General features: G+C 69.7%; 11 protein-coding genes. 1 reads left to right on the forward strand and 10 read right to left on the reverse strand.

Going from position 1 to position 13466, the window contains the following annotated elements:
• Positions 1 to 1084 (reverse strand): cell division protein FtsZ (gene ftsZ, locus ACFQ27_RS19200; RefSeq protein WP_377354713.1); only part of this gene is annotated, 1084 nt, incomplete at its 3' end.
• A gap of 508 nt (positions 1085 to 1592) precedes the next feature.
• Between ftsZ and ACFQ27_RS19205 the strand changes: the two genes are divergently transcribed.
• Complete coding sequence (locus ACFQ27_RS19205; RefSeq protein WP_377354714.1) at positions 1593 to 2822, forward strand: FAD-dependent oxidoreductase; 1230 nt, start codon at positions 1593 to 1595, stop codon at positions 2820 to 2822.
• 3 nt (positions 2823 to 2825) lie between these two features.
• Here ACFQ27_RS19205 and ftsA read toward each other — a convergent pair whose 3' ends face one another.
• The 9 genes from ftsA to murD all read right to left on the reverse strand — a co-directional run.
• On the reverse strand, positions 2826 to 4160 hold the full coding sequence (ftsA, locus tag ACFQ27_RS19210; RefSeq protein ID WP_374344873.1) for a cell division protein FtsA: 1335 nt from the start codon (positions 4158 to 4160) through the stop codon (positions 2826 to 2828).
• A 14-nt stretch (positions 4161 to 4174) separates the two neighbouring features.
• Entirely contained in the window at positions 4175 to 5098 is a 924-nt protein-coding gene (locus ACFQ27_RS19215; RefSeq protein ID WP_374344874.1) for a cell division protein FtsQ/DivIB, read from the reverse strand.
• Positions 5046 to 6011: a D-alanine--D-alanine ligase gene (locus ACFQ27_RS19220; RefSeq protein ID WP_377354715.1), complete on the reverse strand. Its 966-nt coding sequence runs from the start codon at positions 6009 to 6011 to the stop codon at positions 5046 to 5048. Before ACFQ27_RS19220 ends, ACFQ27_RS19215 begins: the two co-directional genes overlap by 53 nt.
• On the reverse strand, positions 6008 to 7399 hold the full coding sequence (locus ACFQ27_RS19225) for a M28 family peptidase (protein WP_374344876.1): 1392 nt from the start codon (positions 7397 to 7399) through the stop codon (positions 6008 to 6010). Before ACFQ27_RS19225 ends, ACFQ27_RS19220 begins: the two co-directional genes overlap by 4 nt.
• A gap of 95 nt (positions 7400 to 7494) precedes the next feature.
• The gene (gene murB / locus ACFQ27_RS19230) at positions 7495 to 8403 is read right to left on the reverse strand and encodes a UDP-N-acetylmuramate dehydrogenase (protein ID WP_377354716.1); all 909 of its coding nucleotides are present in this window, start codon (positions 8401 to 8403) and stop codon (positions 7495 to 7497) included.
• A complete protein-coding gene (gene murC, locus ACFQ27_RS19235; protein WP_374345530.1) occupies positions 8400 to 9818 on the reverse strand; it encodes a UDP-N-acetylmuramate--L-alanine ligase in 1419 nt (472 codons plus the stop codon). Before murC ends, murB begins: the two co-directional genes overlap by 4 nt.
• 6 nt (positions 9819 to 9824) lie before the next feature.
• Positions 9825 to 10925, reverse strand: a complete 1101-nt coding sequence (murG, locus tag ACFQ27_RS19240; RefSeq protein ID WP_374344878.1) for an undecaprenyldiphospho-muramoylpentapeptide beta-N-acetylglucosaminyltransferase — start codon at positions 10923 to 10925, stop codon at positions 9825 to 9827.
• A gap of 39 nt (positions 10926 to 10964) precedes the next feature.
• On the reverse strand, positions 10965 to 12110 hold the full coding sequence (ftsW, locus tag ACFQ27_RS19245) for a putative lipid II flippase FtsW (protein WP_374344879.1): 1146 nt from the start codon (positions 12108 to 12110) through the stop codon (positions 10965 to 10967).
• Positions 12107 to 13466: UDP-N-acetylmuramoyl-L-alanine--D-glutamate ligase (gene murD / locus ACFQ27_RS19250; RefSeq protein WP_377354717.1), on the reverse strand; the 1360-nt coding region annotated here is incomplete at its 5' end. The genes murD and ftsW, both read right to left, overlap by 4 nt.

Below are 13466 nucleotides of genomic sequence, written 5' to 3' on the forward strand. Positions count from 1 at the left end.
GCGCGGGCGCCGGGGCGTAGGAGGTGGTCGCCGCGGGCTGGCGAGCCGGTTCCGGCGCGCGCAGCGGCGGGGCCTGCAGCGGGCGACGCTCCATCTTCGGCTCGATGGCCGCGATCGAGGCGCCGTCCATGCCGGTGGCGACCACCGACACGCGGATCATGCCTTCCAGCGACGGATCGAAGGCCGCGCCGAAGATGATGTTGCCTTCCGGATCCACCTGCTCGGAGATGGCGTTGGCCGCCTCGTCGACTTCCAGCAGGGTCATGTCCAGGCCGCCGGTCACATTGACCAGCACCGCCTTGGCGCCCTTCAGGGAGACTTCGTCCAGCAGCGGGTTCTGAATGGCGTTCTGGGCGGCCATCAGGGCGCGGTCTTCGCCGGTCGCCTCGCCGGTGCCCATCATCGCCTTGCCCATCTCGGTCATGACCGTGCGGACGTCGGCGAAGTCGAGGTTGATCAGGCCGGGCAGCACCATCAGGTCGGTGATGGAGCGCACGCCCGAGTGCAGCACCTGGTCCGCCATGCCGAACGCCTCGGCGAAGGTGGTCCGCTCGTTGGCGACACGGAACAGGTTCTGGTTCGGAATGACGATCAGGGTGTCGACATAGCGCTGCAGCTCGCTGATGCCGGAATCCGCCAGACGCATCCGGTGGCGGCCTTCAAAGTGGAAGGGCTTGGTCACCACACCAACGGTCAGGATGCCGCGCTCACGGGCGCACTTGGCGATGATCGGAGCAGCCCCGGTGCCGGTGCCGCCGCCCATGCCGGCGGTGATGAACACCATGTGGGCGCCGTCGAGATGCTCGCCGATCTCAGGAATCGACTCCTCGGCGGCGCTCATGCCGACCTCGGGATGGGCGCCCGCGCCCAGGCCTTGGGTCACCTGAACGCCAAGCTGGATGCGGCGGTCGGTCTTGGAGAATGAAAGCTGTTGGGCGTCGGTGTTGGCGACCACGAACTCAACACCTTCGAGGCCCGCCTCGATCATGTTGTTCACGGCGTTGCCGCCTGCCCCGCCGACCCCAAAGACGACGATGCGCGGCTTCAACTCGGTCGCGCGCGGCGCAGAAAGTGCAATAGCCATGGGACCTCTCGCGTGCTCCGTCAGTTCCTTCCTAGGAGACACCGGCGACCCGCCCGCCAGGCTCCTCGACGGATGTCGTTAAGGAAGCGCCTACCATCGTTAATTGGCGGTTAACTGCATAAGGCGAGTCGGAGTTCAGTCGAGCCGGTCACGGAGCAAAATTTGTTAGCGCACAAGGCTTGCGCGTTAACCATGTCTGTGGGCTGCGACATCCTGACTCACGATAACCTCATGCGGTTCCGACAGTTGTCGGGGGCTTAGGTAGTCCTGCAGTGAGTCGGGATTGAGTCTGAGCTTTACTATTGCCCACGAAGAATCGGCACGCGGAACGCCAATGACGGCCAAGGCGGGGTAGACCTGCCCTGCCCGGCCCTCCAGCGCCCCGGACAAGCGGCGCCTATCGGGCGGACAATCCGGACTTTCCACACCTGCGGAGAGGCTTTTCCACCGGCTTCCGCGCCCGCCCGCGGCACCCTGCCCGCAGACAGGCGGCGCAGCGGGCAGGAAGATGATCAACAGGCGGTCTCTCATCGGGGTTTCGGCGACCCTGGCGGCGGCACGGCCGGCCATGGCCGCGGTCGCCAAGGGCGCGCCGGATGTGGCCGTGGTCGGGGCCGGGGCCTTTGGCGGCTGGGCGGCCCTGTCGCTGCGCGAGCGCGGCCTCGATGTCGTGTCCCTCGACGCCTATGGTCCGGCCAGTCCCCGCGCCTCCTCCGGCGGCGAGACCCGTTCGATCCGCTCCGGCTATGGCGCCGAAGGCTTCTATTCGGCCTGGGCCATGCAGGCCCTGGCGCTCTGGAAGCGGCGAGAGGCGGAGTTCCAGCGCCCCCTACTCTATCCCAACGACCGGATCGAACTGGCGGACCGCTGGCTGCCGGGCCTCATAGCCCAGCGCAAGATCTTCGAGGACCTGAAGCTGCCCTTCGAGGTCCTGCCCCAGGCGGACCTGCGCAAGCGCTATCCGCAGATGGCGTTCGACGACGTCGAGTTCGCCTTTGTCGAGACCTCGGCCAGCGCCGCGGTGATCAAGGCGCGCGACGCGATGCTGGTGGTCTCCGAAGTCTTCCAGAAGAAGGGCGGGCAGTTCCGCATCGCCCGCGCCCAGCCCGGCGCCGCCAGCGGCCGCAGGCTCGAGACCTTGAAGCTCGGCGATGGCGGGGCCCTGTCCGCCGGCCAGTTCATCTTCGCCTGCGGTCCCTGGACGCCCAAACTGTTCCCCGCCCTGGTCGGTCCCAAGGTCGGCGTCTATCGCAGCGAATACTTCTACTGGGGTCCGCCGCCCGGCGACGCCCGGTTCTCCTGGCCCAACCAGCCGGCCTGGCACGACCATGTCCTGGGCGGCTATGGCTTCGGCAGCCTGGAACGCGGGCTGAAGTACTCGCCGGAGGCTGGCGGCCGCGTCACCCAGGACCCGGACACCGCTGAGCGGCTGGCCACCGACTACCTGCTGAAGAAGGGCCGGGACTATATCGGCCATCGCTTCCCGGACATGCGCGACGCCCCGATCCTGGAGACCAGGGTCTGCCAGGTGGACAACACCGCCGACACCCACTTCATCCTCGACCGGCACCCGGACTACGACAATGTCTGGCTGGCCAGCGGCGGTGGAGGCCACGGCTTCAAGCACGGTCCGATGGTGGGCGAGTACCTGGCCGACCGCATCCAGGGTCGGTCGGCGGATCCTCAGACCGAAGCCCTGTTCCGCCTCAGCCGACGGCCGGACATGAAGCCCGGCTGAACCTCAGAGATTTTCGCGCAGCCAGGCGGCGGCCCGGGCGACCGGGTTGGCGCCGGGATCCAGCGGCTCGCGGCGCAGCTTGGCGCTGGCCAGGGCCTTGGCCGAGACGGCCTCGCGCGGCCCAAAGGCGGAGCGCTGCAGGACACCCGCGGCGGCGCAGAAGGCCGGACCGGAGGCGGCGTCAGCCAGGTGCGGCACCCGGCGCGGACGGCCCAGGCGCACCGGGCGGTCGAACACCCGCACGGCGACTTCACGCACGCCGGCCAGCTGGCTCGCGCCACCGGTCAGCACCAGGCCCGCGCCCGGCTCGACCGGGCAGCCCGAGGCCTTCAGCCGGTCGCGCAGCAGTTCGAGCGTCTCTTCCACCCGGGGCGCGATGATGCCCTTCAGCAGCGAGCGCGGCGCGATGACCGGACCCGCGCCAGGATCGTCGCCGCGCGGCGGCGCTTCGATCATCTCGCGGTCCTCATTGGCCGAGGCGATGGCCGAGCCGTGCAGGGTCTTGATCCGCTCGGCGCCGGCGATGGAGGTCGACAGGCCGCGGGCGATGTCTGCGGTCACATGGCTGCCGCCCACCGGCAGGGTCTCCACATGGATCAGGCTACCGCCGGCGAACACCGCCGCCGAGGTCGAGCCGCCGCCCATGTCGATGCAGACAGCGCCCAGGTCCATCTCGTCCTCTTCCAGGGAGGCGAGCGCCGAGGCGAAGGGCGCGGCGACCACGCCCTCGAACTGCAGGTGGGCCCGCTCAACGCAGGCGCCCAGGGTCTGGAACACGGTCTCGGAGACCGAGACCACCAGCAGCTCCACGGCCAGACTGCGGCCGAACATGGCGCGCGGGTCGCGGATGCCGGCCTGGCTGTCCACGCTCCAGCCCACGGGCAGGATATGGGCGGCGCGGCGACCAGGAAGCTTGATCTGGGCCAGGGCCGCCTGGATGGCGCGCACCAGGTCCCCGTCGGAAATGGCGCGGGCGCCCAGCGAGACACGCCCCGAGACGCGATGGCTGGCGAGCGAACCGCCCGCGGTGCAGACCGTGACGCCCTGCACCTGGACGCCGGCGACGTTTTCGGCCCGCTCGACCGCCTGGGCGATGGCGTCGGAGGCTTCGTCCAGATTGACGATGGAGCCGCCCTTGACCCCGCGCGACTGCACATAGCCGACGCCGGCCGTGGTCAGGGTGCGGTCAGCCCGACGGACGCCGTCCGGCTTCATGATGAAACAGGCCACCTTGGACGCGCCGAGATCGACAGCCGCCGTCACCGGCTGGCGCCCAAGCGCAGCCTTCAGCCCGTCGCGGCCCTCCTTGCGGGCCTCCCCCCGGGTCCCTGCCGTCATGGTCCCCTTCACCGTCAAACGCCGTTCGCCACCAACTGGCCGGGCAGGACACCGTCCCGCGGCCGGACCGCCACCACCGTCGGATCGCGCAGGTCGATCCGTTCAAATCCGAGTTCGAGAATCCGCGACTTCTGGTCCAGCTGCTGCAGCTGGATCAGGGCGGCCTCTTCATCCACCGCCGGAAGCTGCACCAGCGAGCCGTCCTTCAGCCGCAGGTCCCAGCGCCGGTTGTCGACCCGCACCAGCGCCTCGAGGCGCTCCATCAGCCGCGGCTGGGCGGCGACGGCGGGCAGGATGGCGTTGGCGTACTCATTGGCGCCCTCGCCCACGATCAGCGGGAGGGTCGGGAACTTGTCGGGACGCGCCTCGGGGATCACCCGGCCATGGTCGTCGATCACCACGCTGCGGCCGCCCGACTGCCACACCGCCAGCTGGCGGCGTTCCTCGACCTGCAGGACCAGGGTGTCGGGCAGCAGGCGCACCACGCTCGCGTGCTTGACCCAGCCTACGGCCTCGACCCGCTGGCGCAGGGCTTCCAGGTCCAGGTCCAGCATCGGCTGGTCCTTGTAGACCCCGGCGGCCTTCAGGATGTCGGCGGTGGCCATGGGCGAAGCGCCCTGGACCCGGACGGCGTTGAGCTTGAAGCCCAGGTGGGCGAACTGACCGGCGATGGCGGAATTGGTGGCCTGGACCAGGCGCTCGCCGCGCCCGCCGGTGGCCAAGGTCACCACCAGGGCCAGGGACAGGACGCCCGCCGCGCCCATCAGCGCATAGGCCGGGGACAGGCCGACGCCCTGGGCGGCGCGGAGCTTGGCGTGAGGGATGCTGGCGGCAGGCTTCGCCTTCCGCTGCTGCTGAGCGCGCGGCTTGGTGCTAGCGGAGGCCTTAGCCCGGGGTTTCGCCTGAACTCGCGATCCCCCCCGCAACGCCGCGGGCATACGCATCCTCCGTGATCCAAAGCACAAGACGGTCGAAGTCCATGCCCGTATGCGCCGCCTGCTCTGGAGCGAGTGAGGTCGGCGTCATGCCGGGCTGGGTATTGACCTCTAGAAGGACCAGAATGTCGTTAATGTCGTCATAACGAAGGTCGGAGCGGGTAACCCCGCGACAACCAAGCGCAGCGTGCGCCATCTCGGCGAGTTTCATCGCCTTTTCAGTGACATGGGCCGGAAGATCGGCCGGCACGACGTGCTTTGAGCCCCCCTCCCCGTACTTGGCTTCGTAGTCATAGAACCCGTTAACGGGGACAATGTCGGTGACGGCGAGCGCCTTGCCGTCCATCACGGCGACCGCAAGCTCGCGTCCGCGGATATAGGGCTCGACCATCACCTCCTCGCCGAAGGTCCAGCTCGGGGCCACGACCTCCTGCGGCGGCTGATTCGCCCCCTCCATGATGATGAACACCCCGACCGAGGAGCCTTCGGCGTTCGGCTTCACCACATAAGGCGGCGCGATCACGTGATCCTTGGCGACGTCGAACCGGTTGAACAGCCCGCCGCCCGGCACGACGACGCCCGCGGCGGCCATCACCGCCTTGGCCTTGGCCTTGTCCATGGCCAGCGCGGACGCCAGCACGCCCGAGTGCGTATAGGGCAGCCGCAGGGTCTCCAAGATGCCCTGGACGCAGCCGTCCTCGCCCCACTCCCCGTGAAGGGCGTTGAACACCACATCGGGCTTCAGGGCGGTCAGTACCTGGGCCAGGTCCCGGCCCGCATCCACATAGGTCACCTTGGCGCCCAGCCGCTCCAGGGCCGCGCCGCATTCGCGGCCGGAGACCAGGCTCACCTCGCGTTCAGAGGACAGGCCGCCGTACAGCAGGGCCACATGACGGCCCGAAAGGGGAAGGCTCACTTGGACTCCTGGGGCGCTTGGGCCGCGAGGGCGCGGAAGTCGATATCGCTGTTCGCCACCGTATGCAGGAAAGCGGCCCAGACCGCCACGTTCTGCGACAGCTCGGCCGGGTCAACCTTGTCCAGGGTGTCGTCGGCGGCGTGGTGCAGGTCGAAATAGCGGCTGGCGTCCTGGGTGAAGTCCACGGTCGGCGCGCCGTTCTGGACCAGGCCCGACACATCGGCGCCGCCGTGGCGGCCGGGCTCGCGCGAGACGATCACCTTCAACGGCGGCAGGGCGCCGACAAAGGCCTTCATCGCCGGATGCCCCAGGCTGTTCTTCGGCAGGGCGACATTGAAGATCCGGCCCGCGCCCATGTCGCTCTCGCCGGCCAGGACGATCTTCGGCGTCTCGGCCTTGTGCGCCTCGCCATAGGCCTCGCCGGACCCGCCCTGCTCTTCCGAGCCCCACATGACGACGCGCAAGGTGCGGCGGGGACCGCCCGGCGCGCTGGCCGCCAGCTTGGCCGCCGCGGTCATGATGGCGATGCCCGAGGCGTCATCCACCGCGCCCGTGCCCGGATCCCAGCTGTCCAGGTGCCCGCCGACCACGATCACCTCGTCCGGCTTCACCTTGCCCGGCAGCTCGCCCACCACGTTGTAGGCCTCGACGTCCTGCCGATAGGTCGACTGCAGGTTCAGCTTCACCCGCACCGGCTTGCCGCGCTCGACCATGTGCTCCAGCAGCTCGGCGTCCACGGTGGACAGGGCCGCGGCCGGAATGCCGCCCGGCATGGCCTGGCCGGTGTGCGGCAGCCGGGTGTCGTCGGTGGACAGGGACCGGGCCAGATAGGCCACAGCCCCGCGCTTGGCCGCCTCAACGGGGCCGAAGGTGCGCTGGGCGTTGATGGCGCCGTAGCCGCTGCCGTCCTGGGTGCGGACCATGCGGCCCGTCACCACCGCGATCTTGCCCTTCAGCGACCCCTCCGGCGCGGCCAGGAACTCACCATAGGAGCGGAACAGGGCGATCTCGGCCTCCAGGCCCTCCTTGGGCGTCGGGGTGGAATTGCCCAGGCCCAGGATCGCCAGCTTCTGCGGGAACGGCGCCACCACCTCGGCGCTCTCCTCGCCGCGCAGCCAGGAGTCCGCCTTGAAGGTCTCCACGTGGACGTTCGAGAAGCCCAGGGCCTTCAGCTTGGCGACGCCCCAGTCGCGGGCGCGATCCATGCCCACCGAGCCCACCGGCCGGGCCCCAACTTCGGTGGTCAGGGATTCCAGCACCGACCAGGCGGTGGTGTCGGTCAGCGCCTTGTCGCGCACCGCCTGGGCATCGGCGGCGAGGTCAGCGGCGAAGGCGGGCGCGGCGGCGAACAGACCGGCCGCGGCGGCGCAGAGCAGGAGCTTTTTCATGCTTCGCCGGTCGCAGGGACGGAAGCGGGAGTCAAGCCAACCGCTTCCGCTAGGTCCGCCCTTGCGGACACAAGGCTGTCAGCAGGCGCCCAGGATCAGCCGGCCGGACGGCCGATGCGCTTGATTTCCCATTCGAGCTCGATCCCGGTCTTGGCCTTCACGTCGGCGCGCACCGCCTCGCCCAGGCCCTCCAGGTCGGCGGCGGTCGCCTCGCCGGTGTTGATCAGGAAGTTGGAATGCAGGGGCGAGAACATGGCGCCGCCGAACGGCTTGCCGCGCCAGCCGGCCTCATCCACCAGCTTCCAGGACGAATGCCCCGGCGGGTTCTTGAAGGTCGAGCCGCCGGTCTTTTCCTTGATCGGCTGGCTGGCCTCGCGCCGGGCGGTGATCTCGGCCATGCGGGCCTCGACCGCCGCCGGATCGTCGGGCCGGCCCTCGAACAGGGCGCCCGTGAAGATCAGCCCGCCCTCCGCGGCCTTGGCGGACTTGCGGTAGGAAAAGCCCATCTCGGCGTTGGTGAAGCTCACCCGTTCGCCGGCCCGCGTCACCGCATAGGCCTCGACCAGGATGTCCTTGGTCTCCGCGCCATAGCAGCCGGCGTTCATCATCACCGCGCCGCCGATGGAGCCCGGCACCCCGCGATAGAACTCCAGCCCGGCGATCCCGGCCCTGCCGGCCTCGCGCGCCACAGTGGCGTCCAGGGCCGCGGCCCCGGCGAAGATGCGGGCCTCGCCCCGGGGCTCCACAGCCGCGAACGCCTTGCCCAGGCGGATCACCACCCCATCGACCCCGCCGTCGCGCACCAGGGTGTTGGAACCGACGCCCAGCGGCGTCACCGGCACGGCCGGGTCCAGGCCCTTCAGGAACTGGGCGAGATCGTCCTCGTCCGCGGGCAGGAACACCACGTCCGCCGGGCCACCGACCCGAAACCAGGTGAAGGGCGCCAGCGGCTCATCCTTCAGCAGGCGACCACGGACCTCAGGCAGCTTGTCCTTCCAGCTCACGAGGCCAGGGCCTCAAGCTGCGGCGGCAGGGCGTAGGCCCAGCTGGTGATGTCGCCGGCGCCCAGGCAGACCACCAGGTCGCCCGGCTTGGTCTCGGCCTTGATCAGGCGCGCGAGGTCGGTGGGACCGGAAAGCGGCAAGGCCCGGCGGTGGCCGAAGCGGCGCAGGCCGTCCACCAGGCCGTCGCGGCTCGCGCCCTCGATCGGCGTCTCGCCAGCCGCATAGACGTCGGCCACGATCACCGTGTCCGCGTCGTTGAAACAGCTGCAGAAGTCGTTGAACAAGTCATGGAGCCGGCTGTAGCGGTGCGGCTGCACCACGGCGACGACCCGGCCCTCGGTGACCGCGCGGGCGGCCTTCAGCACCGAGGCGATCTCCACCGGGTGATGCCCGTAGTCGTCGATCACCCGCACCCCATCAGCGACGCCAGTGGTGGTGAACCGCCGCCGCACCCCGCCGAACCCGGACAGGCCCTCGCGGATCGCCGCCTCGGTCACGCCAAGCTCACGGGCCACCGCGATGGCGGCCAGGGCGTTCATGACGTTGTGGTGGCCGGCCATGGTCAGGTGCAGGTCACTCCAGCGCATGGGCGGGCCGTCATGCGGAGCGATCACCGCGTCGAACCGCGAGCCGTCGGGGCCCATGGTGATCTTCTCGGCCCGCACCTCGGCCTGGGGATTGACGCCGTAGGGGATGACCCGCCGGTTTTCGACCTTGGCCGCCATGGCCTGGACTTCCGGATGGTCCGTGCAGACGGCGGCGAAGCCGTAGAACGGGATGTTCTCGACAAAGTCCCGGAACGCCTTCCGCACCGCGTCGAAGTCGCCGTAGTGGTCCAGGTGCTCGGGGTCGATATTGGTGACGATGGCGCAGGTGGAGCGCAGCTTCAGGAAGGTGCCGTCGCTCTCGTCGGCCTCCACCACGATCCAGTCGCCCTCGCCCACCTTGGCGTTCGTGCCATAGGCGTTGATGATCCCGCCATTGACGACGGTCGGGTCCAACCCACCCGCGTCCAGCAGGGCCGCCACCATCGAGGTCGTGGTGGTCTTGCCGTGGGTGCCGCCGACCGCGATCGAGAACTGCAGCCGCATCAGCTCGGCCAGCATCTCGGCGCGACGCACCAGGGGCAGGCGCCGCTCGCGGGCCGCCGCCATCTCCGGATTGTCGGCCTTGATCGCGGTCGAATAGACCACCGCCGACGCGCCCTCGATGTTCGAGCCGTCCTGGCCAATGAAAATCTTCGCGCCCAGCTTTTCCAGCCGCTCGGTGTTGGCGCTGGCCTTGGCGTCGGAGCCCTGCACCGTATAGCCGATGCGCAGCATGATCTCGGCGATGCCGCTCATGCCGATGCCGCCGATCCCGATGAAGTGGACCGGGCCGAGTTCGAAGGGAACGGGGCGTCTCTTGGCCATGATGGGTCCCTAGCGGCCCTGGGCCGCGGTCTTCTCGACGAGGTCGGCCAGGCGCTCGGCGGCGTCCGGCTTGGCGATGGAACGGGCGCCGGCGGCCATGCGGGCCAGACGCTCGGGGTTGGACAACAGCTTCATCAGCGCCTTGGCCAGGGTGTCCACCGACAGCTGGTTCTCGCGGGCCACCTCGGCGCCGCCGGCGTCGGCCATCACCTTGGCGTTCTGGCCTTGGTCGTCGTCCAGCGCGATGGCCAGGGGCACCAATATGGCGGGCTTGCCGGCGATGGCGAACTCGCACACCGAGCCCGCGCCCGAGCGGCCGATCACCAGATGGGCCTGGCGCAGCCGAGTGGCCATGTCGCGAAAGAACGGCGCGATCTCGGCCTGGACGTTGGCGTTCGCATAGATCTTGCGGGCGTTGTCCATCGACTCCGCGCGCGTCTGCTGCTGGATGCGCAGGCGGTTGCGCATGTCCTCGGGCAGCTTGGCGATGGCCTCCGGCACCAGTTCGGAGAGCAGGCGCGCACCCTGGCTGCCGCCGGTCACCAGCAGGCGCAGCGTGCCGTCGGGCTCGGGCGCCAGATAGGGCTTGTCGAACAGGTCGGCGATCTCCGGGCGGACCGGATTGCCGACGACGACAGCATCCCGCGCGACCCGCGGCGGCGCCTTCTGCAGGATCGGGAAGGCGCAGGCGACGGCGCGGACATGACCGGCCAGCTTGCGGTTGGCCCGGCCCATCACCGCGTTCTGCTCATGCAGCACCGTGGGGCGGCCCTGGGTGATCCCGGCCAGCAGGCCCGGCACGGACGGATAGCCGCCGAAGCCCACCACCACGGAGGGGTCGATGCGCTTGAAGGCCGCGCGCGCCTGCAGCACGCCGCGGAAGATGGTCAGGCCGGCCAGCGCCATGCCCACCGGATCCCCCGGCTTGTAGGTGCGCGCGGACAGGCCGATGCGCTCCTCGGCCGGGAAGCTCTCGGCGAAGGCGGCGACCCGCTCGTCGCTGGCCAGCACAATGCGCCAGCCACGGGCGATCAGGGCCTCGGACAGGGCCTGGGCGGGAAAGAGGTGGCCTCCGGTGCCTCCGGCGGCGACGACGGCGATCTTACGCATGGACCCGGTTTAGGCGGTTGGGGTGAAAAAGGGTAGCCGTCACCCCTGCGCGTAGGCGCCGGGGCTGCGACGGGTCAACGCCAGGGCGAAACCCAGGGTCAGGCAGATGGCCCACATGGACGAGCCGCCATAGCTGATGAACGGCAGGGTCATGCCCTTGGTCGGGATCATGTTCAGGTTCACCGCCGTGTTGATGAAGGCCTGCTCGCCGACCATCACGAACAGGCCGGCCGCCGCCACCTGCTGGAACGGGTCGTTCAGACGCATGGCCTTGTAGAGCCCGCGGATCACCAGGAAGGCGAACAGCGAGATCAGGAACAGGGAGAAGACCAGGCCATACTCCTCCGCCGCCACCGAATAGATGAAGTCGGTGTGCAGGTCTGGCACGTGGCGCTTCATAACGCCTTCGCCCGGCCCCCGGCCGAACAGGCCGCCATTGGCGATGGCCTCGGCGGCGCGGTCCACCTGGTGGGTGTCAGCGCTCTCCGGGCTGAGGAACCGGTCCACCCGGCTGGCCACGTGCGGGAACAGGAAATAGGTCGAGGACAGGCCGGCGACAGCCACCCCGCCCAGCAGCATCACCCACGACAGCGGCACGCCGGCCATCCAGAAGGCGGCGCCGAAGGCCACCGTGATCAGCACGGTCTGGCCCACGTCCGGCTGGATCAGCAACAGGCTGATCGACAGGAAATAAAGGCCAAAGGCGATAGAGACGCCGGGAACCCCCTGCCCCTTCTGGCCTTCGGCGAACATCCAGGCGACCAGGATGATCAGGGCCGGCTTCATGAACTCCGACGGCTGCAGGGTGAAGCCGCCGATCTGCAGCCATCGGGTCGCGCCCTTGGCGTTGTGCCCGAAGAACGGCAGGGCGATCATGATGCAGATCGCCGCGATGTAGACGAAGAAGGCCAGGCGCCTGACGCCACGCACATCCAGCATCGAGACCCAGACCAGCAGCGCCGCCCCAGTCACCCCGAAGAAGCACTGGCGGACCGCGAAGTGGAAGGGATCGCCCACATTCATCCGGGCCGCCGCCGCCGGGCTGGCGGCGAAGGACAAGAGCACGCCCAGCACGATCAGGATGCCGACACAGCCGAGCAGCCAGCGGTCGGTGGTCCACCACCACAGGCCGACCCGCGTCCGGTCGGAGCGGGAGAAGGCGTGAGCGGTGGGTGCGTGGGTCATGCGCGGACCCCTTTGGGCTGGGGCTGGGGCTGAAGCTGGCCGAGGCCCTGCACCGCATCGCGGAAGGCTTCACCCCGGGCCTCAAAGTCGGCGAACTGGTCAAAGGAGGCGCAGGCCGGCGACAGCAGCACCACAGCGTCCTGCCCCTTGGCCGTGGCGTCGGCATAGGCGCGCGCCGTGGCGGTGGCGATATCACCGCTCAGGTCCACGGCGGCCTTGCCCTCCAGAACGCCGGCAAAGGCCTCGCTGGCCTCGCCGATCAGGTAGGCCTTCTCGATGCGCGGGAACAGGTCGGTCAGGCTGTCGATGCCGCCGGCCTTGGGCTGGCCGCCCGCGATCCAGTAGAACTTGGGATAGCTGGACATGGCCTGCCGCGCCGCATCGGCGTTGGTGGCCTTGCTGTCATTGACGAACCGCACCCGGCCGACCTGGCCCACGGTCTCCATCCGGTGCGCCAGGCCCGGGAAGCTCATCAGGCCCTCGGCAGCCTCTTCGGCTGAGATGCCCAGGCCGCGCACGGCCGCATAGGCCGCCGCCGCGTTCTGCCAGTTGTGTCGGCCCGGCAGGGACCGCGCCCGCAGCAGGTCCGCAACCTCGGTCGCCCGCTCGGCGGTGGCGTCATAGAGCAGGCCCTGCAGGGCGTAGACGCCACGGCCCATGGCCTTCGAGGCCGAGATCGGCACGATGGTCCGGCGATTGGCGGCGGTGATCTCGGTGCAGATGCGCTGGCCCCAGGGGTCGTCGACCCCGATCACGGCCGTGTCGCCCTTGCCCTGGTTCAGCAGGATCCGGCGCTTGGCGGCCACATAGCCTTCCATGCCGCCATGCCGCTCCAGGTGGTCCGGCGAAATGTTCAGCATCACCGCCACGTCCGGATGCAGGCTGGAGGTCAGGTCCAGCTGGTAGGACGACAGCTCCAGCACGTAGACCGCGCCGCCATGCATGTCGTCCAGGTCCAGGACGCCGCGGCCGATATTGCCGCCGATACGGGTGTCGCGGCCGGCGCGGGCGCAGATGTGGCCGATCAGGGCGGTGGTGGTGGACTTGCCGTTGGTGCCGGTGATCGCGATCACCTTGGGCCGCTTGTGCTCCGGCGCGGCGTTCACGGTGCGCGCGAACAGCTCGATATCGCCCAAAACCTCGACCCCGTGGGCCTTGGCCTTGTCCACCGTCCAGTGCGGGGTCGGGTGCGTCAGGGGCACGCCCGGCGACAGCATCAGGGCGGCGAACTGCGACCAGTCGGCGTCGTTCAGGTCCACGACCGGCAGGCCCTCGGCCTCCGCCGCGGCGCGGCCCTCGGGACGCTCGTCCCACAGGGCGACCTGGGCGCCGCCGGCCACCAGGGCGCGGGCCGCG

Origin of the sequence: Phenylobacterium conjunctum (assembly GCF_042679085.1) — a bacterium.
GTDB classification, from domain to species: domain Bacteria; phylum Pseudomonadota; class Alphaproteobacteria; order Caulobacterales; family Caulobacteraceae; genus Phenylobacterium; species Phenylobacterium conjunctum.